The organism is Maribellus sediminis, assembly GCF_011799805.1.
Lineage (GTDB): Bacteria > Bacteroidota > Bacteroidia > Bacteroidales > Prolixibacteraceae > Draconibacterium > Draconibacterium sediminis_A.
Genome location: NZ_WXUB01000004.1, coordinates 560,134 through 584,995, shown reverse-complemented (window position 1 = coordinate 584,995; position 24,862 = coordinate 560,134). Strand labels below are relative to the sequence as shown.

22 protein-coding genes are annotated in these 24,862 nt (G+C 41.5%); 13 read left to right on the top strand and 9 right to left on the bottom strand.

Annotation, left to right across the window (positions count from 1 at the left end; genetic code table 11):
- Positions 1–248: 248 nt before the first annotated feature.
- A complete protein-coding gene (malQ, locus tag HFD85_RS17135; RefSeq protein ID WP_167612660.1) occupies positions 249–1,733 on the bottom strand; it encodes a 4-alpha-glucanotransferase in 1,485 nt (494 codons plus the stop codon).
- On the bottom strand, positions 1,720–2,823 hold the full coding sequence (locus HFD85_RS17130; RefSeq protein ID WP_167612658.1) for a Gfo/Idh/MocA family protein: 1,104 nt from the start codon (positions 2,821–2,823) through the stop codon (positions 1,720–1,722). The genes malQ and HFD85_RS17130 overlap by 14 nt, the downstream gene beginning before the upstream one ends.
- A 95-nt stretch (positions 2,824–2,918) precedes the next feature.
- Between HFD85_RS17130 and HFD85_RS17125 the strand changes: the two genes are divergently transcribed.
- Positions 2,919–4,211 carry a M14 family metallopeptidase gene (locus HFD85_RS17125; protein WP_167612656.1) on the top strand — a complete coding sequence of 431 codons (1,293 nt, stop codon included), beginning with the start codon at positions 2,919–2,921 and terminating at the stop codon, positions 4,209–4,211.
- A gap of 160 nt (positions 4,212–4,371) precedes the next feature.
- On the opposite strand, the gene HFD85_RS17120 is transcribed toward HFD85_RS17125, so the two are convergent.
- The 3 genes from HFD85_RS17120 to HFD85_RS17110 all read right to left on the bottom strand — a co-directional run bounded on the left by HFD85_RS17120 (position 4,372) and on the right by HFD85_RS17110 (position 7,713).
- Positions 4,372–4,806 (bottom strand): VOC family protein, encoded by a 435-nt coding sequence (locus tag HFD85_RS17120; RefSeq protein ID WP_206082008.1) that lies wholly within the window; start codon positions 4,804–4,806, stop codon positions 4,372–4,374.
- Entirely contained in the window at positions 4,794–6,812 is a 2,019-nt protein-coding gene (gene dpp5, locus HFD85_RS17115) for a dipeptidyl-peptidase Dpp5 (RefSeq protein WP_240925069.1), read from the bottom strand. Before dpp5 ends, HFD85_RS17120 begins: the two co-directional genes overlap by 13 nt.
- Positions 6,813–7,005: 193 nt before the next feature.
- Complete coding sequence (locus HFD85_RS17110; protein WP_167612652.1) at positions 7,006–7,713, bottom strand: NigD1/NigD2 family lipoprotein; 708 nt, start codon at positions 7,711–7,713, stop codon at positions 7,006–7,008.
- A 188-nt stretch (positions 7,714–7,901) separates the two neighbouring features.
- On the opposite strand from HFD85_RS17110, the gene HFD85_RS17105 reads away from it, so the two are divergent.
- The 3 genes from HFD85_RS17105 (at position 7,902) to HFD85_RS17095 (ending at position 9,380) form a co-directional block, all read left to right on the top strand.
- Positions 7,902–8,480 (top strand): thioredoxin family protein, encoded by a 579-nt coding sequence (locus tag HFD85_RS17105; RefSeq protein WP_206082007.1) that lies wholly within the window; start codon positions 7,902–7,904, stop codon positions 8,478–8,480.
- An 81-nt stretch (positions 8,481–8,561) separates the two neighbouring features.
- Positions 8,562–9,065 carry a thioredoxin domain-containing protein gene (locus tag HFD85_RS17100; protein ID WP_167612650.1) on the top strand — a complete coding sequence of 168 codons (504 nt, stop codon included), beginning with the start codon at positions 8,562–8,564 and terminating at the stop codon, positions 9,063–9,065.
- A gap of 27 nt (positions 9,066–9,092) precedes the next feature.
- Complete coding sequence (locus HFD85_RS17095) at positions 9,093–9,380, top strand: co-chaperone GroES (RefSeq protein WP_167612648.1); 288 nt, start codon at positions 9,093–9,095, stop codon at positions 9,378–9,380.
- Between the two features lie 110 nt (positions 9,381–9,490).
- On the opposite strand, the gene HFD85_RS17090 is transcribed toward HFD85_RS17095, so the two are convergent.
- The 3 genes from HFD85_RS17090 to pruA form a co-directional block, all read right to left on the bottom strand.
- Complete coding sequence (locus tag HFD85_RS17090) at positions 9,491–10,081, bottom strand: YqgE/AlgH family protein (RefSeq protein ID WP_167612646.1); 591 nt, start codon at positions 10,079–10,081, stop codon at positions 9,491–9,493.
- A gap of 86 nt (positions 10,082–10,167) precedes the next feature.
- Positions 10,168–10,479 carry an FtsB family cell division protein gene (locus tag HFD85_RS17085; RefSeq protein ID WP_167612644.1) on the bottom strand — a complete coding sequence of 104 codons (312 nt, stop codon included), beginning with the start codon at positions 10,477–10,479 and terminating at the stop codon, positions 10,168–10,170.
- 103 nt (positions 10,480–10,582) lie between these two features.
- Positions 10,583–12,220: an L-glutamate gamma-semialdehyde dehydrogenase gene (gene pruA, locus HFD85_RS17080; RefSeq protein WP_167612642.1), complete on the bottom strand. Its 1,638-nt coding sequence runs from the start codon at positions 12,218–12,220 to the stop codon at positions 10,583–10,585.
- 722 nt (positions 12,221–12,942) lie between these two features.
- Between pruA and HFD85_RS17075 the strand changes: the two genes are divergently transcribed.
- The 3 genes from HFD85_RS17075 to HFD85_RS17065 all read left to right on the top strand — a co-directional run bounded on the left by HFD85_RS17075 (position 12,943) and on the right by HFD85_RS17065 (position 16,737).
- Positions 12,943–14,775 carry a sensor histidine kinase gene (locus tag HFD85_RS17075; RefSeq protein WP_167612640.1) on the top strand — a complete coding sequence of 611 codons (1,833 nt, stop codon included), beginning with the start codon at positions 12,943–12,945 and terminating at the stop codon, positions 14,773–14,775.
- A 190-nt stretch (positions 14,776–14,965) separates the two neighbouring features.
- On the top strand, positions 14,966–15,985 hold the full coding sequence (locus HFD85_RS17070; RefSeq protein ID WP_167612638.1) for a DUF481 domain-containing protein: 1,020 nt from the start codon (positions 14,966–14,968) through the stop codon (positions 15,983–15,985).
- Between the two features lie 44 nt (positions 15,986–16,029).
- A complete protein-coding gene (locus HFD85_RS17065) occupies positions 16,030–16,737 on the top strand; it encodes a porin family protein (RefSeq protein ID WP_167612636.1) in 708 nt (235 codons plus the stop codon).
- 56 nt (positions 16,738–16,793) lie between these two features.
- Here HFD85_RS17065 and HFD85_RS17060 read toward each other — a convergent pair whose 3' ends face one another.
- Complete coding sequence (locus HFD85_RS17060) at positions 16,794–18,077, bottom strand: type IX secretion system plug protein (RefSeq protein ID WP_167612634.1); 1,284 nt, start codon at positions 18,075–18,077, stop codon at positions 16,794–16,796.
- Positions 18,078–18,349: 272 nt separating this feature from the next.
- Here HFD85_RS17060 and HFD85_RS17055 point away from each other — a divergent pair, with 272 nt between their 5' ends.
- The 6 genes from HFD85_RS17055 to nqrF are packed head-to-tail and all read left to right on the top strand — an operon-like array spanning position 18,350 to position 24,203.
- Complete coding sequence (locus tag HFD85_RS17055) at positions 18,350–19,696, top strand: Na(+)-translocating NADH-quinone reductase subunit A (protein ID WP_167612632.1); 1,347 nt, start codon at positions 18,350–18,352, stop codon at positions 19,694–19,696.
- Between the two features lie 32 nt (positions 19,697–19,728).
- Positions 19,729–20,913: an NADH:ubiquinone reductase (Na(+)-transporting) subunit B gene (locus HFD85_RS17050; protein ID WP_167612630.1), complete on the top strand. Its 1,185-nt coding sequence runs from the start codon at positions 19,729–19,731 to the stop codon at positions 20,911–20,913.
- Between the two features lie 11 nt (positions 20,914–20,924).
- A complete protein-coding gene (gene nqrC, locus HFD85_RS17045) occupies positions 20,925–21,623 on the top strand; it encodes an NADH:ubiquinone reductase (Na(+)-transporting) subunit C (protein WP_167612628.1) in 699 nt (232 codons plus the stop codon).
- Positions 21,624–21,626: 3 nt separating this feature from the next.
- Positions 21,627–22,271 carry an NADH:ubiquinone reductase (Na(+)-transporting) subunit D gene (locus HFD85_RS17040; protein WP_167612626.1) on the top strand — a complete coding sequence of 215 codons (645 nt, stop codon included), beginning with the start codon at positions 21,627–21,629 and terminating at the stop codon, positions 22,269–22,271.
- Between the two features lie 20 nt (positions 22,272–22,291).
- The gene (nqrE, locus tag HFD85_RS17035) at positions 22,292–22,909 is read left to right on the top strand and encodes an NADH:ubiquinone reductase (Na(+)-transporting) subunit E (RefSeq protein WP_167612624.1); all 618 of its coding nucleotides are present in this window, start codon (positions 22,292–22,294) and stop codon (positions 22,907–22,909) included.
- A gap of 22 nt (positions 22,910–22,931) precedes the next feature.
- A complete protein-coding gene (gene nqrF / locus HFD85_RS17030) occupies positions 22,932–24,203 on the top strand; it encodes an NADH:ubiquinone reductase (Na(+)-transporting) subunit F (RefSeq protein WP_167612622.1) in 1,272 nt (423 codons plus the stop codon).
- The last annotated feature ends 659 nt before the right edge of the window (positions 24,204–24,862 follow it).

The following is a 24,862-nucleotide window of genomic DNA, read 5'->3' as shown; positions in this document are numbered from 1 at the left end:
AATTTTAATAATACTATTGAATTAGTTTAGAATACAGATTATAAGTCATATGTTCATTTTAAACCAACTGAATATAGAAAAATGATGCATATTACTTTACAAAAAAAAAGAAAGTGAAAAAGCGGTGATACACTTACCATTTAACAATAAATGCATCATTCACTTCCATTTTAACAAAATTGTATGACGTGAACAAAACCTGGGGAATCAATCCTATAAAACTTCCAAAATATTGAAGGCGGCAGGACTTACCTGTTGTACTTTTCTGTTAAATCCTTCAGGTACTTTTTTTGATTTTGCCTGAGTTGTGACCAGAAAAAACGCCACTCCCAGTTACCGGTTGCGGTTCCGGGTGTATTCATCCTCGATTTGGAATCCAACTCCAGGACATCCTGCATGGGTACGATGGCAATATTTGCCACAGAAGCAAAGGCCATAGTCACAATCTGCTGAAGCTTGTTTTCAACCGGGCTTTCAACATATTTCCCGAGCATTGCCTTTTCTTCCGGTTTTAAGGCTTGAAGCCACCCCAATGTAGTATCGTTATCGTGAGTGCCCGTATACACAACAAAATTACTGTCGTAATTGTGAGGAAGATCTTTATTGGCAGCATCGGTGGTAAAGGCAAACTGGAGTACTTTCATTCCGGGAAGATCGAAATCATCGCGCATTTTATCCACTTCGGGAGTGATTATTCCCAGGTCTTCGGCAATGAATGGAAGATCGCCGAGATGTCCTTTTAAAATTTGAAGCAGGTTGGTTCCATGCGCAGGCAACCACGATCCGTTCATGGCAGTGGTATCGGTAGCCGGAATCGACCAGAATGACTCCAGCCCCCTGAAATGATCGATACGCACACAATTAAACATACGCAGGTTAAAATGTAATCGGGCCACCCACCAGTCATAATCGCGCTTACGCAGCCGCTCCCAATCAAAAACCGGGTTACCCCACAACTGGCCCGTTTCCGAGAAATAATCAGGTGGTACCCCTCCTACTTCAATGGGTTTTAATTGTTCGTCGAGTTTAAAAATATCGGTATTGGCCCACACATCAGCACTATCGCCACTTACGTACAACGGAACATCGCCAACAATATCAACGCCTTTTTCGTTGGCATAAGCTTTTAATCGGTGCCACTGTCTGAAGAACACAAACTGCAGGTATTTCTGAAAATCAATTTCATCGGAAAGTTCTGATGACAATTGTTGAATTGCCTTTTCTTCCCTGAATTTAACCGACTCATCCCATTTCCCCCATTCAACGCCTTTGAAATGTTTGCGGGCAGCCATAAACAAGGCGTAATCATTTAGCCACCACGAATGTTCATCGAGGAACCGCCAGTATTCATCCTGATAACGATGAAATTCCTTCCCGCGAAAATGTTGAAAAGACGCATTCAAAACAGGATATTTCCAGTCTTCCACTTTCTTAAAAGCTACCTTCTTTTTAATGAATGCAGGACGATCGTCGAGCACTTCTTGTGCCAACAAGCCTTCTTCAATCAACACCTCCGTATCGATTAAAAGCGGATTACCCGCATAAGCCGAATAACACTGATAGGGTGAATTCCCGGCACCGGCAGGACCCAGCGGCAGAATCTGCCAGAGTTTTTGCCCGCATTCTTTCAGAAAGTCGATAAACCGGTATGCCTCGGTTCCCAACGTTCCTATCCCGTCGTTGCCGGGTAAGGAAGTTATATGTAGTAAAATACCACTTTTACGCTTGTTCATTTTTGAATGTCTGTCTGAAAGTTTTTAAATGATCGGCTGTTTCCCTTACAATTCGCTGAACAGCCAGTCCGTGTTTCAAATCGGCAATATTTGCCTGCTGGTCATCTTCTGTAAAAAATAAGTAATGCGCATGTATCATCGATCGTAACCAACCCGGAGGAACATGCCCTGACGGGAAACTGCTCACCGGTTTGTAATTACTACCGATTATTTGTTTTACCCACTGGTTACTGCCTTCAAGGTAATACTCGTAATATTCAGAATGCTGCGATGAGTAGCGAAATGCCCCTTTTTCGGCATATATTTCCAGGTACACCAAATCGCCCGAACCCGAACTGATGCGGCTGGCTGACAAATTCCCAACGGCCCCTGATTTTGGCTCAAACAAAGCCAGCGAACTAAACAGATCGGAGCCTGCAGAAACTTTATCAAAATCACCGGCTTGCAGTGCCGATGTAATTTGCAGGTCTTCGCCCATAAACGCCATCAGCAAACTAATTCCGTGCGAACCCAGATCGGCCATGGCACCACCATCGGGAGCCGGTGTTAAACGTGTAACACGCTTTTCGCGGTAGCTTTCCTGTAAATAATCGCCATGGTAATATTTTAAATCGAAATGAATGGGTTTTCCCAACATACCCGACTTCCAGAAATTCAATCCTTCACGCACCGCCGATGTTTGCAAATACTGAAAGCCAACCTGAATTTTTATATCATCACCGGCCTTTTCCAGCAAGCTTTGCATTTGTTTCTCCTCTTCAAGCGACGAGCAAACCGGCTTTTCCAGATAAATGTATTTCACGCCCGGCATTTGAAGTGCCAGTTTAAAATGTTCGAAATGAACTTTATTGGGGCCAAGTATAAACACCGCATTTATGGCCGGATTGGCAGCGAATTCATCTAACGTTTGGGCTTGCCGGAATCCGTATTTTTCGGCAAAGTTTTCCCTGCTTTCTTTTCGGGACGAAGTCACCGACTCGAGTATGATTTCGGGAACCTCGTCGTAATAAAACTTCAGAGCCTCAATGGCATACACATGTGCCCGGGCAATACCCCCTGCTCCAATAAAACCAACATTAATATTTCGCATAATAAGAAAATGAAATACATGCCAAATTTACGCTTTTGAACGAAAATGCTTAGATTTAACAATACATTTTAGACCTAAAACCAATTTACGCAACAATGGGAATAAACATTCGTCGGATTCTACCAGGCTATTTTTTTCTGATTGGCCTTATTTTACTGGCATCTTGCGGAATTAGAGACAAAAAATGGAAAGGCCAGGCGCCTTTAGAACGGGTGGAAACCGCCACGCGCCCAATCCAATATCAGCTTAAAAAAACATACGCAGTTGGCAATGGCATTTATCTTTCGAATGAATTCGAAGGAGCACGTTTGAACGGAGTTGCACTCACGGGGAAAAACGAAGTTAGTGTTTTGATTACACCCGAAAACACCCCCATCAACGAAAGTCCCTGGTATGCATTTAAGATCTGGTCGGATACACCGCAGGAGATTCAGTTAAAACTAACCTACACTGCCGGATATTCGCATCGCTATTACCCAAAAATCAGCAACAATGGCAAAACGTGGACAAGGATTGATTCCAGTGCCTGTCATCCCGATCCTGCTGCATTAAACACCAAAGAAAGCCCGAAATACTGCACGCTTGATCTTTCGCTTACTTCGGATACATTATGGATCGCCGCGCAGGAATTAATCGTTTCAACCGATATTTACAAATGGGCTGAACAACTTTCCGAAAGTTCTTTTGTGGTTACGTCTGATTTGGCGAAAAGCCGCGAAGGCCGCCCGATAAAAATCATGCAGATAGGCAACCCGGAAAGTAAAAAATTACTGATGATACTGTCGCGGCAACATCCGCCGGAGGTTACAGGCTGGTTGGCCATGAAAGCTTTTGTTGAACGTTTATGTGTTCCTGAAGACTCGCTCGCATCCCTGTTCAGAAATGAATACTGTATTTATGTTGTGCCCTGTATGAATCCCGACGGTGTGGATAATGGCCACTGGCGAAATTCTTCGGCAGGAATTGACCTGAACCGTGACTGGGAAGCTTTTAACCAGCCCGAAACCCAGGCTGTAAGAAAATTTATGCAGGAAAAAATCCTCCAAAAACACACCTTTTATTTTGCCGTTGATTTTCATTCAACTTTTGAAGATATTTTCTACACCATTTCACCCAAATTGAAAGGAAATATGCCCGGGTTAGTTCCGAAAATTATAAAAACCATGGCTAAGCATATTCCGGGCTACGACCCAAACATTCGACCAAACGAAAAAGATGCGCTGCGAATCAATTCAACAGTTTCCATTTTTCATTCCTTTCATGCCGAAGCAATGACTTATGAAGTGGGCGACGATACTCCACGCGAACTGATTAAAAAGAAAGGTGAATTGACAGCTGAAAGTATGATGGAATTGATGCTCAGTGGAACAACCACACAAAACCACTAAGGTACGAAGGACACGAAGAAAATTTAATTTTAAAATCATCCAAACTTAGGGGCTTAGCTTTCTTCGTAGTTGGACTGCTGAATACATTTTAGGAACTAAAATGCCTAAGAAAATATTCACGGGGTGAGTAGGAATTTCATCCCAAACTCACCCGGTGAATTTATTGATTGCAAACGATCTCGTATTTGATATTTTCGAAATCCTTAAAAAATACGGCATAGTACGTTTTGCTGTATTCGGGATACAATTTTGGAGGAGTAACGATCACAGCTTTCATTTCCAACAGCTTACGGTATGCCTCGTCAACCTCTTCGCGGGATTCAGCCCGAAATGCAAGGTGATGCAATGCTCCCGGTTTTCGCCGGTGTACCTCCTCGTTTTTAAAAGCTTCGCGCGGCGAAGTAATTGCAAAAGCCAGTAATTCATGCGAATATTCGATTACATAAAAATCATGTTCCGGAATGAACGCTTTTACCTTGCGACTGATATCGAAGCCAAGAATCGGGAAAAAAGCATCATAGAATTTCTCAGCAACATCGAGATCCTTAACCGTGATTTGAATATGATCGATTACCGGTTTCATTATTTCAGCCACTTATCGAGCCAGTTAAAGAAAACACGCTGCCACAATATGCCGTTTTGCGGTTGCAGCACCCAGTGATTTTCTTCGGGCAAATACAAAAGCTGAGCAGGTACATCGCGTAAAACAGCAGCATTAAAGGCAGCCAAGCCTTGTTCTGCCGGTACACGGTAATCTTTTTCACCCTGAACGATAAGAATTGGAGTATCCCAGTTCTGAACAAATTTGTGGGGCGAGAACGAATAAGACCGCTGAGCTGCAGCATTTGTTTCATCCCAATACGCACCGCCGTAATCCCAATTTACGAACCACATTTCTTCGGTAGTGGTGTACATGTGCTCGAAATTGAAAATACCATCGTGAGCGATAAAAGCTTTAAACCTTTTTTCGTGATGGCCTGCCAAATACATGACCGAGAAACCGCCATAACTTGCGCCAACCGCACCCAGTTTGCTTTCGTCAACAAAAGGTTCTTTGACCATTTCGTCGATGGCAGTTAAAAGGTCTTTTATATTCTGACCGCCGTAATCTTTCGAAATCTGTTCGTTCCATTCCTGTCCAAATCCGGGTAAACCGCGGCGGTTCGGCGCCACAATAATATAATCGTTAGCAGCCATCATTTGAAAGTTCCAACGGTACGACCAAAACTGGCTAACCGTTCCCTGCGGACCTCCCTGATTGTACAACAACGTCGGGTATTTTTTCGATGGATCGAAGTGTGGCGGATAAATCACCCAAACTGCCATATCCTTGTCGTCGGTTGTTTTCATCCAGCGTTTTTCCACTTTTCCCATGGTCAGCTGATCGAGAATACCTTTGTTAATCGAAGTGAGCACTTCATCTTCGCCTGTAATTGGATCAACCATGTACAGTTCGGCCGGTTGCGACATCGAAACCTTTTGTGCCAGTAATTTATCTCCGGCAGGGCTCACACTTAGATAGTTGTGGACGCCATCAGTTAACCGGGCTATTGATCCGTCTGCCAGATCGAGACGATAGATCTCGTCGGTAGCATGAATATCGCTGATGAAATAAATCGATTTTCCATCGGCACTCCAATTTAGTCCGGCGGCATTCTGATCAAAATTCTCCGTGTAGTCTTTTTTCTCACCTGTTTCAAGTTCGGCAACAAACAAGCGGTTTTTATCCGCCTCGTAACCATCGCGTTCCATACTTTCCCAGGCGATGAATTTTCCATCGGGCGAAAACACCGGATTCTGATCATACCCCATCATTCCCGACGTAAAGTTGATGGTTTTTCCGGTTTCAATATTGTACAGGTAAATATCCGAATTGGTGGAAACAGCGTAAGCTTTTCCCACTTTCTTTTTACAGGTATAGGCAAGTGTCTTTCCATCCGGACTCCAGGCAATTTGCTCGGTACCGCCGAATGGTTTCATAGGCGAATCAAAACGCTCGCCTTCCAGAATATCAACACCGCCGGTGATTTTTCCTTTTGAATAATCGGCTACAAAAATGTGATTGTAAGTGTAATCGTGCCAGGTGTCCCAGTGGCGGTACATGATATCATTTTCCAACCGGGCATTTGCCTTTGGAAGATCGGGAAAAAGATCGTGAATATCATCATCGAGCTTCACGCTTTTCAGGTAGTAAATTTTCGACTGATCAGGTGAATACTGAAATCCGCTGATTCCGCCTTCGATATCGGAAATCTGTTTGGCACCGCTGCCATCGGGATTCATTTCCCAAAGTTGCGCACTACCGGAAACGGCTGACAAATAGCCGATCTTTTTTCCATCGGGGCGCCAAATCGCGTTAGCCTCATTGACAGGCGTGTTCGTGATATTCTTTGCCTCGCCACCCGATGCCGGGATGGTATAAATATCGCGGTACGATTTATTCTCCTCGATATTGTAATAAGTTACCGTGTATAAAACTGTTTCCCCGTCGGGCGAAAGTTGTGCGCTTCCCAATCGACCAAAGCTCCATAAAACTTCAGGTGTCATTATGTCCGATTCGAGTTGCGGAGTTTCGGGAACATAATTTTCAGTTTTTTTCATGACCGTTTCTTTTTGTTGACAGCCCAAAAGCATGGCCGCGATGACAATAAGTGCAATTTTTCTCATCTTTTTACTTTTAAAAAGTTCGGCATGAAAGTAATTAATTTGCAAGGAGCATTCAAACGAATATCCTGAAAAAAAGAAAAGGTGCCTCAACAGACACCTTCTCCCAAAACATTCATTCTTGTGAATATTATTGATTTGGCAATTCCAGGTTACTGTAATCGAAATCAACACTAAACGTGTGAGTCACTTCTTCGTAATCGGTTGACGAAATTTCGATTTTAACAACATCTGTTCCTTCCTGTCTTAACTGATTCAGGCTGAATGATACATAAGCCGTGAAATAAATGGCGTCCTGATCATCGTTTGCATTGTGTCGCAATTCCAGTTTAATATCTCCGTCATCGTTCACAGGATCAGTCGGATCCTGAACCAGGTTCAGAAAATGTGTTTCGGAATAACCGGCATAGCGCAATTTGAAATTCAGCAAACTATCTGTCATCCAGTATTCCTGAACAATTATCGGATCGTTTCCAATGCTGTCTGCATTTTCCTCAGTAATATCAAGGATTCCCTTCATCAGAATGTCGCTGATGTCATTCACTTTTACCAGGTATTTTGTAACATCGCCATTCTCGTCAGTCACATCGTCGAGAATTGTAAAATTCACCAACACTCTTCCGCCATCTTCCAGCCAATCAATGTGATCGGGGTGAACATTCCAGGCAACAGCCTGCAATTCATCACCATCATCCAGAATAATCGAATAATTGTCCGATTCAATTTTAATTATTCCAAACCCCAGCCAGTAATCTCCCAGCGAATAGCCGTCGTCATCGTTGCACGAAAAAAAAGCAACACTCAAAACGGCCAATACTACAAATGCAATTTTCTTCATCTTTCTTCAATTTAAATCCTACTCTAAATTTATACACAATCTTCTATATAGATTAGTTCAAACCGAAATGGGTTGCGTGGAAGACTTTAATCTGTCAAAAATTTATTGAACACTGACAGGAATACAGTTCAAATGTATTGGCACGAGCTTTGTATATACATATCTATATTTTTACATATATTTGCAAAATGAAGGGAATTATTTCAATAAGTGAACTAAAAGAGGTTTTCAAAACCAATAGTACGGTTTGGCTTCTTATGTACAAAAACGGATCGGAGCAGAGTGATTGTGCTTTCGCTAATTACCAAAAAGTTACTGCTGAAAATAGTGACGTTTCTCTGTTTTATGCCAATGTTGCAGAAGTTCGCGACATCCATCCGGAATACGGTATTACAAGTGTCCCTACCCTTTTAAAGTTTGAACAGGGAACCGTAAAGAAGATCATTAAAGGTTGTCATCAAGCTGAGCAATTCAAGGCTATGATTTCAGAAAATGCCTTTGTATCAGCCTCAAAAGATGAGAACAAACCGCAAAAGAATGTTGTTGTTTATACTACACCAACCTGTAGCTGGTGCACCACGGTAAAACGTCATTTAGATGCGAACGGAGTGCGTTACCGCGAAATAAATGTTGCTGCGGATGCAAAAGCAGCTGAGGCGATGGTGAAGAAAAGTGGCCAGCAAGGAGTACCGCAAACTGAAATAAATGGCCAGATAGTTGTTGGATTTGACAAAACAAGAATAAATTCGCTGTTAGGAATAAATTAAAAAGTAATGATATGAAATGAGCCCCGACTTTTGTCGGGACGAATTACATATGATACCATTAAAAACAATAATTATAATCATATGAAAAGAACATTTTTAACACTGGTTGTTGCAGGAGCCCTGATGTTTGGATTCAGCAATTGCCAGGCAAAAGCAGAAAAATCGGTTGGTGAAAACCCAGTTAAAAGCGTTTCCTCCAATGAAAAAGCGACTGTAAAACTGACCAAGGCTTTGTTCCTTGAGAAAGTGTGGGACTACGAAAATTCTCCACAGGAGTGGAAATTTAAAGGCGATAAACCTGTACTTATCGACTTTTATGCCGACTGGTGTGGTCCATGTCGTACTGCAGCACCAATTCTGGAAGAAATTGCTACGGAGTATAAAGACAAAATCACCATTTATAAAATAGATACACAGGTTGAACGCGAACTGGCATCTGTTTTTGGTATCCAGGGAATTCCTGCATTTTTGTACATTCCGATGGAAGGTAAACCAACCATGAGTTCGGGAATTGCCAGAACAAAAGAAGACACTAAAAAAATGTTCACTGACAATATTGACAAACTGTTATTGACAGAGAATTAGCGTATAACTTTAAAATTTAAATGTAAAATGAAAGAATTACAGCCTATTAACCAAAATGTGTTGCTCGAGCTGTCGGAAGACAAATCGGAGCAGACTACTGCTGCAGGGATCATTATTCCTGATTCTGCAAAAGAGAAACAAGAGGTTGCAAAAGTAGTTGCAATCAGTAACATCGAAAATGCAGAAATAGCACCTGGTGACGAGGTTCTTTACAAAAAGTATGTAGGAACAGAAATTGACTTCGACGGTAAACGATACCTGCTGTTGCCTTATTCTGAAATCCTGTCGAAAGTTGTAGAAACCGAATCGATTTAAGCTGAATTCAGGATTTTATACATTCTGTCAAAAACATTTTTTTATTTCGACACCTGAGCCGGTTCATCCAAAATGATGGACCGGTTCTTTTTTGGATAAAACTGAAGTGATTAATTCATCGCGGGATTTTCAGGGAAATTTTCCCAAACTGAGTATCTGCGGCCTGCACGTTTTACAAAAGCAAACCACGATTCGGGATTGAGATCATCCATTACAGCTTCCTGCTCAACATCGGTAACCAGCCACGAATCGTCTTTCAATTCCTCTTCCAACTGACCGGCATCCCAACCCGAGTAACCTAAAAAGAAACGAATTTCGGAAGGATGAATTCCTCCCAAACGAATTTCGCGTTTAATGGCATCAAAATCGCCTCCCCAATATAAATCTCCGAGTACGTGAATACTTCCGGGAATTTTCATTCCCAGCTTGTGTATAAAATAGATGGAATCGGTAGAAACCGGGCCTCCCAGATATACCGTTGTATCGAACGCCGGAAAATCGGGAAACGCTTCCTGCATCGGGAAATCGACTTTCTTATTCAAAATAAATCCCACAGCTCCTTTATCGCTGTAGGCAACCAATAACACCACCGAACGGTTAAAATAATTCCCCGACAAAAAAGGCTCGGCAATCAAAATCCTACCCTTTCTAGGCGCGACATTGTTTGTTTGTATTCTGAATATGTCGTTGTTGTGATCCATTCTATGAGCAATATAATAAAATAAAATTATACGTCAAATAGCGCACAAGGCATCAGTATGGAAACGGAAAATGCGGAAAAATGTTTTTAGTCTTCTACTTCTTCAACGATAAAAACATCTTCATCGGGCTTGGACATGTAGTATTGTTCGCGGGCAAATTTTTCGAGTTCTTCTTTACCCCGGTTCAGCTCCTTGTACTTTTGCTTGTCAATCGCAATACGTTCCTGGTAGTAAGCTTTCTGTTCAACCAGATCGCTGAGCTTACGCCGGTCCTTCAAATGGCGCGAAATACTGTTCTCATCAAAAAAAAGAATCCAAATAACAAATGCCACTGAAGTAATGAAGTATTTATTCTTCAGAAGTTTGAAAGCACTGCTATTAAAAAATTCCTTGTTCATTCGTTGTAAATCTTCTCACAAAAATAGAATTCTGTTTGCTCAAAAAAAAGAGGAGATGTACAAAGTCATCTCCTCTTTATGAACATTCTATCGTTGGTATTTATTATTCTTCGTCGGCCTGAAAATTCGGATAAGTATATTCCGTTGGCGAAACAAAGGTTTCCTTGATCGTGCGAATGGCCGTCCAGCGCAGGAAGTTAAAAATTGAACCTGCTTTGTCGTCGGTACCCGAACCACGTGCACCACCAAATGGCTGCTGACCTACAACAGCTCCGGTTGGTTTATCGTTAATGTAGAAGTTACCGGCTGCATTTTCGAGGCGTTTTGTAATTTTCTCGATGTTGTATCGGTCTTGTGACATAACAGCACCTGTTAAGGCATAAATCGATGTTTTATCCAGGATTTCCAGTGTTTCATCCATTTTTTCATCTTCGTATACATAAACGGTCAGAACCGGCCCGAACAACTCTTCCTGCATGGTAATGTAATCAGGCGTTTTGGCCTGAATAACTGTTGGCTCGATAAAGTAACCAACCGATTTATCACAGTTACCGCCAAAGATCACTTCTGCATCTTCATCTTCGCGTGCCCTATCGATAAAGCCTTTCAGTTTATCAAAAGAATCTTCGTCAATAACAGCATTTACAAAGTTTGTGAAATCTTCAGGTGGCCCCATTTTAACGGTTGCCAGTTCGGCACCAAAAATCTCTTTTACTTCAGGCCAGATACTTTCCGGAACATAAACACGCGAAGCAGCAGAACATTTCTGTCCCTGGTACTCGAAAGCACCCCGTAACATGGCAATTGCCAACGCACGTTTGTTAACGGTGTTGTCGGCAAAAATGAAGTCTTTACCACCGGTTTCGCCAACAATACGTGGGTATGATTTGTATTTGTAAATGTTCTCACCAATCTTTTTCCAGATACTCTGGAAAACGCCTGTTGAACCAGTGAAATGGATACCGGCAAAATCAGGATGTGTTAGTACGATGTCAGCTGTCATTGGACCCGATGCAAACACCAGGTTGATAACCCCGTCAGGCAGACCAGCTTCCTGGAATACTTCCATAATTACTCCCGCTGAATAAACCGCAGTTTTCGAAGGTTTCCAAACAGCTACGTTACCCATCAATGCAGGTGCAGCAGGCAAGTTACCCGCAATTGAAGTGAAATTGAACGGAGTAAGTGCATAAATAAAACCTTCCAACGGACGGTATTCGTTGTAGTTCCACATTCCTTTAGCCGATTCAGGTTGAATCTTGTAGATATCAGTCATTACCTGAACACCAAAACGGAAGAAATCAGCTAATTCACAGGCAGCATCAATTTCAGCCTGGAACGCATTCTTCGATTGCCCCAACATTGTGGCTGCATTGATTTTAGCACGGTAAGGACCAGCCAAAAGATCGGCAGCTTTCAAAAATATTGATGCACGATGTTGCCACGACATATTGGCCCATTTTTCACGAGCACTCAATGCTGCATCAATAGCCATCTCAACGTGGCTGGCATCACCCTGGTTGTAGTAACCCAAAGTGTGAGCGATCTCGTGCGGAGGAAACATTCTTACCTTACGATCGGTAAAAACTTCTTTTCCACCGATAATCATTGGCAACTCAATTTCCTGAGATCTTAACTCTGCAATTTTAGCTTTTAATTCTTTGCGTTCCGGAGTGCCCGGAGCGTAAGTTAATACCGGCTCATTTTTGGCAACCGGCACATTAAAAATTCCTTTTGGCATGATATAATCTTTTAATTAATAATAATTTCCTTTTAACTATCAGATTGTTATGCTATGTTGACAGCATAAACACTAAGCTACTTTTTTCTTTGTTAGATGATCCTGGCAAAATCATACAGATTCTGTATCAAATCATTCATTCCGGGAACACTTCACAAGCTTTTATCCGATTGCTACAAAACTAAGGATTACTGCCCGTTCAAATCATAACAAAAATCAGGGCTTGAAATTTTTCACTTTTATTTAAACCACTGAATATCTGACGCCTAACACATGTTTCTGTAAAAACAAAACAAAAATCAGGTTTTTAAACGCGTCAAATCAACGCTTATTAAGTTTGTTTATTGAGCATTTGCAAGCAAATCGAATGGTTTTATAATAAAAAGAATCGGACGTGCCGGGTATTAATCCTATTTTCGTAAAATTGCAGCTACCCACGTGTCTTTTAATACATTTTTGATACATTTACATTATTGTTAAGAAGTTTATTTCATATCATAAACGCTCAGTTTTGGGCTGATCTTCCAAAGGAAAAGCAAAGACAGCTGTTTCAACTCCTCACTGTGTGGACTGTGGTTGGGGTAAGCATGTTAATTATATTGTTCAGCCACTTACTATTTCCGGGAACAGTACTTTGTTTAATTTGCGACTTCCTGCTATTGGCAGTTTCTATCCTGACTATTGTTTGTACACTGAATGGCAGATCGGCATGCGCCATAAATATGATTTTTCTGATTCCGGTATTTCTTTATGGCTATTACATTTCTGAATTCAGTTCACACCTTCCCCCTGCTCAAACCGTTCATTTTTCGGCATGGTGGATGATTGCCGGTTTAATATACCTGTATTTCTTTACCAAAGATGATATAAAGGTCATCCTGTTTTCCATTCTCAGCCTTCTTACCATTGGTGGCCATTTGTATCTTGGCGATCAACTGCGCGATTCCTTTTCAATATACGAGCCATTTCTGATCCATCCGCTTTTTATTTTTCTGGCCGTATTTCTGCCTACCTTTTACCTGTGGAAACGTCAAAACACTGAAAATGAAAAACTCGTTGAGGCTATTCAAAATCAAAATGCAAATCTGAATCGAGTTTTACAAAATTCATCCTTCATGATCAGCCGGATAATTGCAGAAAGAGATGAAGACGGAAACATCGTAAAACTTGTAGTCGATAAAGTAAACCATGCGTTTGAATCTACTTTTAAACGCAATTTATACGAAATACAGGGTCAGGAGGCCGATTATGTTTTCAACCTTATTTTTAAAGGTAAACTGGATGTGAACAAAACACTGCTTTTTAACCGGCGAAAAACTACAGAGTTTCATGCCTCCAACATGGACAAATGGTTTAAAACGCATGTGATTAATCCGGGATATAATCTCTACTATTTGATTTTTGAAGACATTACAACCATAAAACAAAAGATTGCCGAACTGGAAGCCAACAAACGCAGATACAAAGTTCTGCTTGAGGCTATTCCCGACATCTTCTTTGTAATTGACAAAGACGGCATTTACGAAGATTTTGTGATTAAGGAAAGTGATTTATTTAAAATGGAAGATGCCAACATCATCGGCAGCTCGATTTTTAATGCCGGTTTTCCCGATAAAATGGCCAACAAGATTTACAGTTGTATACAAAGCTGTTTAAAAACCAATTCCATTGAAACTATTGAATATTCGCTGAATACACCCAATGGTACTTTCCTTTTTGAAATGCGTTTGGCGAAATTAAACGCCAACTCGGTAATTTCGGTTGCCCGCGATATCACCAAGCGAAAAACAGCCGAATTCGGCCTTGAAAAAGCACTGAAACGCGCCGAAGAATCCGACCGACTGAAATCGGCTTTCCTTGCCAACCTGTCGCACGAAATTCGCACCCCAATGAATATCATCACCAATTTCACACGAATGTTAGTCGATGCTGATATGAATCAGTTCGAACGTGTTGAAATAACTGATGCCATCACCGAAAACGGGAAGCAGCTGATCAACATGATCGACAATACCATTCACCTTTCTAAAATAGAAACCGAAAACATTGAAGTGAAACACCAGTTCGGAAAGGTGAACTCGATTATTCGGGACATTTACAACGCTTATTCGCCCAATCTACCTGATTCGAAAGACCTCCGTATTCAGTTAAAACTGGAAGTTATGAATCCCGAATTCGGTTTTAGTACCGATATTGACTTACTAAAAGAAGCGCTAACCATTATAGTAGACAATGCGGTTAAATATACACCGGCAGGTGTTGTAACAATAGGTTACGAAATGGTAAGAAATGAATACGTTAAATTTATCGTCACAGATACCGGAATCGGAATTCCGAAAGATGAATTCGAAAATATTTTCAGTCGTTTTTACCGTATTCCAAATACGATCAATCAAAGCACCTCAGGCTCCGGAATCGGACTTTCAATTGCCCAGCACTATATTGCTTTGTTGGGTGGTGAGCTACAGTTTGATTCAAAAGTAGACAAAGGAAGTGAATTCTGGTTTGCCTTGCCTTTTACCGAAGGAAAAGGTTATATGGCCGTGGTGAAGTAAATTTTAACATTATTTGTCCTCCACACTTATTTCAAAAAACGTAAATTAGCTTCTATTGAATCAGTTTTTCCAAGATACGAATGTCAATTAGACCTGACAATTATCAGAACCAAACCTGATATGATTTGTTAAATTGTAAAATCGAAGGGAAAAGATTTAATTTAGTATAACTCAAACAATTCAATAGAAAATGAAAAATCTAATTACTACAATTTTACTTTTAGTGTTAACCGGATATGTGGCAATGGCCCAGGCACCCGATTCCATCATTTTTAAAAACGGTAATTATATTGTTGGTGAAGTAAAAACGATGGACCGTAATGTTTTGTCGATTGAAACTGATTACAGCGACGACGATTTTACCATTGAATGGGACGGAATTAAGGAAATTTACACCAAAACATTTTTTCTGATCACGCTGTCAAACGGAAGCAGGTACAACGGAAACATCAATTCGTCAGGATCTGGCAAATTGGTTTTATCAACCGATGACGGTCAAACGATAGAAGTAAATCCGGAAGAAATAGTGATAATGGACGACATCGACCAGGGCTTTTGGAGCCAGGTTTACGCGTCGGTTGATTTTGGCTGGGACATTACAAAAGCCAATAATTTCAGGCAATATTCCATGCGAAGCAATCTGGGATACATTGCCAAGCGCTGGCAGCTTGATGCCGATTACAGCCTGCTTAAAACCCAACAAGACGATGTTGACGACATCCATCGTACCGACGGTTCGTTAACCTATAAATATTTTCTCCCGCACGACTGGTATCCATTGGTAGCCGTTTCACTTTTATCGAATAGCGAACAGCAACTTGATTTACGGACAACGGCAAAACTCGGTATGGGAAAATACGTGCTGCATACCAACCAATTGTACTGGGGTTTTTCGGCTGGTGCCAACTACAACGACGAAAAATATTCTGGTGACTTAACTGCTGACCGTTCGAGCTGGGAAGGTTTTCTGGGGACCGAACTAAATTTGTTCAACATAGGCGATTTTAGCCTTCTTACTCAGTTAACAGCTTATCCAAGTTTTACTGAATCAGGACGTTGGCGTTCCGATTTCAAGTTTGATATGAAATACGACCTCCCACTCGATTTCTATGTAAAACTGGGTTACACACTTAATTACGACAATAAACCAGCCGAAGGATCATCGAAAAGCGATTATGTTTTTCATACCGGTTTTGGATGGGAATGGTAATCCCTGCAATAGTTTGAACCAATGTATTTAACTAACAATAAAAAATGAAAATCAAAACACTTTTACTACTAGCCGCTATTTTAACTGTAGGTTACGGTTATTCAAGTGCCGCTGACACAAAGTCGAAACAGGAACCGCAACGCGTAATGATGATTCAAAGTTCGTTTGAGCCCCATCTACGCATCAATGGTTATACTTTTTATGCGTTCGACGACCAGGTAGATTCGTATTACTCGAACAGCGATTATTTTAAGGGAAAAATAAAAGGTGGCTTTCAATGGGGAGGCGGACTGGAATACATGCTGGCTCCGGTTCAAAGCATTGAAATTTGTTACCTCAGGCTCGATACCGAAGCGCCAATGAATTATTATAACAATGGTCCGCAATATTCGATTTTCGATGTGGCTACCAATTATATTTTGGTGGGTGGAAACCGTTATTTTCCAACTGGTTCTGCCATCGAGCCATATGCAGGAGCTCAAATTGGTGTTGCTATTTTCAATATAGACAATCCTGATACCGGAAAATCGGGGAATGCCACCAAATTTGCCTGGGGTTTGAAAGCCGGGCTCAACATCTGGGCCAGTGAAATGGTCGGGCTAAAAATTCAAACCGGATTAAACTCAGCCGTTCAGGCAGCAGGTGGAAGCTTTTGGTTTGGTGGTGGTGGTTCAGGAGCGGGAATTTCAACCTACTCTACATTTTACCAATTTTACATTGGAGGTGGTTTAGCCTTAAAAATAGGGAATTAAGTTTTTCTAATATGATGAAAAGGTTGTAGCTAATTACTACAACCTTTTTTATGCCTTTAATTCCTGTTTTCTATTGAATTCAAAATTCTGTAACCTACTAAACGATCGTATCGGGCTGCCAAATCGCGGTAGTAAACAAAGATCTGATAATCGTTCTCTGTTTCCCAGAAACTACCTTCAATATTGGTATGATCAGCAGTCATTGAGCCTTGCGGAACATAGACGTAAATATAGTTGTAATACCCTTGCTTTAACAAAAGCGTAAGCTCGTATTCTCCTTTGTCAAAATTATAAGTCATTTCGTTGCCTTTGTTGGCGTTCCATTGGGTGAGTCCACCAAAAACATTTACGCTACCACCTAAAAGCGGTGATTCAACCGGCAGGTTGAAATGCACAAAAACATAATCGCATTCGGTGTCATAATCCCGCACTTCCTGGTCCTGACTTTCAACCGAGTATTTACCGTTCATCTCCTTATATTGAAAGAAATTTTTATTGGCCCTTATTTCATCAGTAGCCAGCGTTTTATGATAATAGGGCCGCATAAAATCTGTAGCAATAACATTTTCGCCATTCATGCGGTTAGTACGATTATCGAAATACCGAAATTCATTCCCGGCCTTAAAAACATTTTCCTTATCGTAATCGTAAATCAGTTGACCATCGCGAACGTACTGCGGCTTTAAATCAGTTTTCGCATTATCCCAGCGGCTGTTTTGCATAATCACCACTTTAACTTCTTCTCTCGGATTCAGGATGCTCAATTTTGGATGACGTACGGTAAAGTCAACTTCGTGGCTGGTGCCCTTAAACGCATCGAAAGTGGCACGACGCACAGTGCCTTCAATCGTAACGGCCGATTCGTAAATCTGGAACCGCTGTGTTAAAACGACTTTTTCTTTGTCGTTATCTTCAAAAACAACCAGTACATAATTACCCGAAAATTTGGGCTTCACATTTTCGTTCGGAATCTCGATCTGGTAATTCACATAATCAAAAGTTGTATTGAACGACATGGCATAATCTGTAATTGGATTATCAGCAAATCCATCCAGATAATCGGTTTGCGGTATATAACTTTCCTTCCAGTCTGCATCGCAATGAATGATGGTATAGTAGTAATCCTTAACATTCGAGTCCAGGTCATCGAATTTGAAAGTAAGCGACTGATTTTCATTCAGCCCCATTACGGGATTCGACAAAACAAAACCTGTACGGTACATGAGTGCCGTTTTTATGGTTTCCTTGTAGACTGCAGTTTCGTAATAAAAATTTCCGTCCTGAGCATATCCTGTTAAAAATGCCAGAAACAGAATAATGGAAAGAATTCGTAGTTTCATGCTTACATATTGTTTGTCAGTGCAACGGCAATCATTTGCCGGATAGCAATTTATAACCTTTCTAAAATAACGTCAAAATTGTTAAATTAATCTGAGAAAGCGAATATTTTATTCAATAAATCAAGGCCTTATAAATTGAAAGGTTTTTCATGGCACTTAACATCTACACATTCTACTATATTTATATATTAAGTCTTTAATCTTTATCATTGTGAAAGAGCAATTAATTATTACTTTTGCACACCTGAAATCAATATTAGTCTTAATTCAATATGTCAGAAGTGATTAGGTTAAAAAAAGGGCTGAATATTAAGCTGAAAGGAAGTGCCGAGAAGGTACTCGAAAAATTGCCGATTCCGGCAACAGTAGCTCTGAAACCAACCGATTTCCCGGGACTAACTCCAAAATTAAGTGTAAAAGCTGAAGCCGAAGTAAAAGCCGGTGATGCCTTATTCTACGACAAATACCACCCAGAAATTGTCTTCACTGCCCCAGTTGGCGGAAAAGTACTTTCTATTAACCGTGGCGAACGTCGTAAGGTTTTGGAAATAGTTATCGAGACAAACGAAAGTGCTGGAAAACTTCAGTTTAAAAAAGCTGATCCGGCCGGTTTGTCGGAAGACGAGGTGAAAGAGCAGATCCTGAAAAGTGGTCTTTGGCCATTTATCAAACGACGTCCGTACGGAGTAATTGCCTCTCCGACTGAGAAACCCGGATCGATCTATATTTCAACATTCGACACTGCTCCGTTGGCTCCGGATTACAATTTTGTACTCGAAGGCCAAATGGATACATTCCAGACCGGTGTGAATGCATTGGCTCGATTAACCGACGGGAAAGTAAATCTGGGAGTAAATTCGGGTTCTGCATTTAGCGGAATCAAGAATGTGGTAGAGAACACCTTCGAAGGTCCACACCCTGCCGGAAATGTAGGTATCCAGATTGCCAATACCAAGCCAATTAACAAAGGCGATGTAGTGTGGACAATCAATGTACAGGATGTTGTACTTATTGGCCGGTTATTTGAAACAGGTGAAGTAGATTTCACCAAAACCGTTGCACTTGCCGGGTCAGAGGTAAAAGCGCCAAAATATTACCAAACCGTTTTAGGAGCACCTGTCGCTTCCTTAATAAATAACAAATTGGTTGAGGCTGATTACAACCAGCGTATCATTAGCGGAAACGTACTTACCGGAACTAAAGTAAACACCAATACTTTCCTCGGATATTACGATTCATTGGTATCGGTTATTCCTGAAGGCGACGAATATGAATTTATGGGCTGGGCCGATCCCGGTTTTGGTAAATTCAGTGCTTCAAAAGCGTTTTTGGGCAAACTGTTCCCCAAAAAGGAATACAAGCTTAACGCGAACCTTCATGGTGGAGAACGTGCTTTCGTGGTAACAGAACAATACGAAAAGTATGTACCAATGGATATTTTGCCGGTTCACCTGCTGAAAGCAGTTTTGGTGAACGACATCGACAAAATGGAACAACTGGGTATCTACGAAGTTATTGAAGAGGATCTTGCCCTTTGCGAATATGCTTGTACTTCGAAGATCGAAGTACAAAAAATCCTTCGCGAAGGAATCAATACCATGATTAAAGAGCTTGGTTAATTTTTACAAGTAATCAATTTAGTCTTTTAAAGATGAATTTTATAAAAAACATTTTTGAAAATACGAAACCCTACGTACAGAAGGGCGCCAAGTTTCATTGGTTGCATTCAGTACACGATGGTTTCTTCACATTGTTCTTTGTACAGAAGAACACTTCAAAATCAGGTACGCACATTCACGATTACATCGATTTGAAACGTACGATGGGTCTTGTTGTACTGGCACTTGTGCCTGCACTCCTTTTCGGAATGTACAACACAGGCTATCAGCATTACAAAGCGATCGGAGAACTGGCATCAACCGGTTTCTTCCAGTTGTTTCTGTTTGGGCTGCTTAAAGTATTACCAATCGTAGTAGTTTCTTATGGTGTTGGCTTGGGTATCGAATTTGTGTTTGCCCAAATACGAGGCCACGAGATTCAGGAAGGCTTCCTGGTATCAGGAATGCTAATTCCATTGGTAATGCCAATCGAAACGCCGCTATGGATGATCGCTGTTGCTACAGCTTTCGCTGTAATTATCGGTAAAGAGGTTTTTGGTGGAACCGGAATGAACATCTGGAACCCGGCACTCGTTGCACGTGCATTCCTATTCTTTGCATATCCTGCTCAAATGTCGGGTATTAAAGTTTGGGTGGCTTCAGGCAGTCAGGCAACCGATGCGATTACATGCGCTACTCCGCTCGGAGATGCTGCATCCGGTAGTATCACTTACACTGCTGCTGATGCTTTCTTCGGATTAATTCCCGGATCGATTGGCGAAACATCAACATTGGCACTTTTGATCGGTGCTGTAATCTTAATAATTACCGGTATCGGAAGCTGGAGAATTATGTTGTCAACCATTGCCGGCGGTGCAGTTATGGGACTTATCCTTAACTTCTTTGCAGGCAGCCCGGCACTTTCTGAAGCCAACCAGGTATTCTTCGGAATTCCATTCTGGCATCACCTTATTTTAGGCGGATTTATGTTTGGAGCCATCTTTATGGCAACCGATCCTGTTTCGGCAGCACAAACCGTGAAAGGAAAGTGGATCTATGGTTTCCTGATTGGTATTATTGCTGTTCTTATCCGTGTGATCAATCCTGCATATCCTGAGGGAATGATGTTGGCAATTCTGTTGATGAACACCTTTGCTCCGCTAATCGATCACTATGTGGTAGGAGCTCATATTAAACGTAGACTAAAACGTGCTACCGTTAAAGGTCAAACTGCTTAAATATAAACATCATGAACAGAAACGGTAATACATATACAGTTTTATACGCAGCAATAATGGTAACTCTTGTTGCGGCAATTCTGGCCTCGGTTTCAATGGCACTTAAGCCACAGCAGGTCAGGAACAAAGAGATAGAGAAAAAGCAGAGTATCCTGGCTTCGGTTAACATTGCCAGTACAGCCGAAAATGCTGACGAAATTTACAGCGAGAAAATCGTAAGTCAGTATGTAATCAATACAAAAGGCGATAAAGTTGAAGGCGATGCCTTTAATATCGATCTGAAAAAAGAGCATGCAAAAAGCAATGCAGAAATGCATCTTCCGGTTTTCGAATGTAAAACCGACGAAGGATTAAAATATGTTCTTCCCGTTCGCGGAACAGGTCTTTGGGGACCTATCTGGGGCTATATTTCGTTGAATGATGACATGAACACCATTTACGGTGCCAATTTCGACCACGAAGGTGAAACTCCCGGTTTAGGAGCAGAAATATCTACCGTGCCTTTTGAAAAACAATTTATCGGAAAGAAATTATTTGATGACAAAGGTACTTTGTATTCAATAATTGTTGCCAAAGTTGGACAAGATGCACCGGCAGAGCATAAAGTTGACGGTATCTCGGGTGGTACAATTACCAGCAAGGGATTGGAGCAAATGCTTCTTGACGACTTTACCAGATATGAAGAATTCTTAAAAAAGAAAAAATCTTAAGCGATGAGCGAACCATTATTTTCAAAGAAAAATTTAAAGCTGTTATCTGATCCGCTGAACAGCAGCAACCCGATCACCGTTCAGGTGCTTGGTATTTGTTCGGCGCTGGCAGTAACAGCTCAGCTAAAGCCTGCTGTGGTAATGTCGATCTCGGTAATGGCGGTTTTAGCATTTGCTAACGTAATTATTTCCTTATTAAGAAATACTGTACCAAACCGAATCAGAATTATCGTGCAACTCGTTGTAATTGCTTCTCTGGTAATCTTGGTCGACCAGGTTCTTAAAGCTTATGTTTACGATGTAAGCAAGCAGCTTTCAGTATTCGTAGGTCTGATTATTACTAACTGTATTATCATGGGTCGCCTTGAAGCTTTTGCGCTTGGAAATAAACCCTGGCAGTCGTTCCTCGACGGAATTGGTAACGGCGCCGGTTATGCAGTTATTCTTATTATCGTAGGTTTCTTCCGCGAATTACTTGGATCGGGTTCAATATTCGGATTCAAACTTATTCCGGAAAGCTGGTACATTACCAACGGTGGTTTTTATGCCAACAACGGTATGATGATCCTTCCCCCGATGGCTTTGATCACGGTAGGAATCATCATCTGGGTACAGCGTAGCCGTAACCGTAAATTAATTGAAGACTAATCCGTAGAAAACAGATCATCATGGAAAATCTAATAAATATATTTGTTAAGTCGATTTTCATCGAAAACATGGTATTTGCCTACTTCTTAGGCATGTGTTCGTACCTGGCTGTTTCGAAAAAAGTGAGTACTGCTGCCGGACTTGGAATCGCTGTTATTTTCGTACTGGGAATTACGGTTCCGGTGGATTACCTGCTCGAGAATTACGTATTAAAAGAAGGCGCCCTTGCATGGTTAAGCCCATCGCTCGCCGATGTTGACCTGAGCTTCCTTTCGTTTATCATGTTCATTGCCGTTATTGCATCAATGGTGCAATTGGTAGAAATGGTAGTTGAAAAATTTGCTCCGGTACTGTACAACCAGCTGGGTATTTTCCTGCCATTAATCGCAGTAAACTGTGCCATCTTAGGTGGCTCGCTGTTTATGCAGCAAAAAGCCTTTGTAAACATTGGCGAAGCTACTGTTTACGGTTTAGGTTCGGGTGTTGGCTGGTTCCTCGCAATTGTAGGTATTGCCGCTATCCGCGAAAAAATTGAATATTCCAATGTACCTGCGCCGCTTCGTGGACTTGGTATTACGTTTATCGTTACCGGTTTAATGGGTATGGCCTTTATGGGTTTCATGGGAATAAAATTGTAGAATCGAAAAAAATCAGTGAATAATGATCTTATTATCAGCTCAAACTACTGTAATTCTGGCCAGTGTGATCGTGTTCCTGGGCGTTGTTATACTGTTGGTGGCCATGTTACTTTACGTGAAGAAGAAACTTACTCCTTCCGGAACTGTAAAGGTGAGCATCAACGGTGGCGACCTGGAAGTGGAAACTGAGCCCGGAAATACCCTGCTATCAACACTTGGTAACAACAAAATCCTGCTGCCATCAGCATGTGGTGGTGGTGGTACCTGTGCCATGTGTCGTTGCCAGGTTGAAGAAGGTGGAGGTTCTATTCTTCCTACCGAAACCGGTTTCTTTACCCGTAAAGAACAGAACGAAAACTGGCGATTGGCTTGTCAGGTGAAAGTAAAAGAAGACCTGCAAATTAAAATTCCACAGGAAGTACTTGGGGTTAAGAAGTGGGAATGCGAAGTGGTATCGAACAAAAACGTGGCTACTTTTATCAAGGAATTTGTGGTTAAATTGCCGGAAGGTGAAAACCTCGATTTCAAATCAGGTGGATATATCCAGATTGACGTACCTAAAATAGACGTTGATTTTAAAGACATGGACATCGATGAGAAATTCCGCGACGAGTGGGAAAAATTTGGCATGTTCGACCTGAAAATGAAAAACCCGGAACCAACATTCCGTGCATATTCTATGGCTAACCACCCTGCCGAGGGTAACATTGTAATGCTGAATATCCGTATTGCAACTCCGCCATGGGACCGTGCTGCCAATTCATTTAAGAAAGTCAATCCTGGTATATGTTCTTCGTACATCTTCAACCTTAAACCGGGCGATAAAGTAACGGTTTCTGGCCCTTACGGAGAATTCTTCCTGAAAGACAACGACAGCGAAATGATGTTTGTTGGTGGTGGTGCCGGTATGGCGCCAATGCGTTCGCATTTGTTCCACCTGTTCCACACCTTAAAAGAAAGTAAAAAGAAAGTTACATTCTGGTACGGAGCTCGTTCATGGAAAGAGGTATTTTACTACGATCAGTTCCGTGAAATTGAGAAGAACTTCCCGAACTTTACGTTCTACCTGGCACTCGACCGTCCTGATCCGGCAGCCGATGAAGCTGGAGTAAGTTATAAATCGGGATTTGTTCACCAGGTGATATACGATAATTACCTGAGCCAGCATGAAGAACCTGAAGAAATTGACTTCTACATGTGTGGCCCGCCAATGATGAACGACGCTGTTCAGAAAATGCTTTATGATCTTGGCGTTCCGAACGAAAACGTATTGTTCGACGACTTTGGATCGTAAATAGTATTGAGTACTGAGTATAAAAGTATTTAGATATTTCAAAGCCACTTTCCTGACGGACAGTGGCTTTTTTCTAACCCTCATTTCACCGCTGGTTCGAATCTGCAATTCAGACCTCAGCCCTAAAGCTGAAAAATCCGTATATTTCAAATTCTCAAAGCTTCCGAGATGCACACCGTTTGTAAATCGGCGCAAACGGGGTGGCTTTTCTATTTCATATGTACCGTCAGAAAACAAATTCATTCTCCAATAGTACCTACCCTTTATACACATCTTTGCGAGGTTCTGCTCTATTTACGTCCGGAACAATTGTTCAGTTTCGATCAGCCTTCTTCGCCGGAAGAGGTACATCATACTATTGTAACCCAGGCCGCCGTAATTCTTTGAATTACTCTGGTCTGGGCTAAAATACAACGCACTTTCAGTGCTGTTTTTTCAAATCTCGAAAACAAGTTTTGCCAATTGCAGGGCTGAAAGTTCTTAATCATTCAGCCCCGGGCAGAACGACCCCGAACATTCGGGGTGAGTGTCGCCCGGGGTTAATGATCCTACAAAATCGGCGTAATTGCGGCAAAGCATTGAAAAGGTACCCTATAATGCGCCGAATTTCTGGAGGTGATCAAAATCGCTCATTTCTTGTATTTGTGTATAAAGGATGC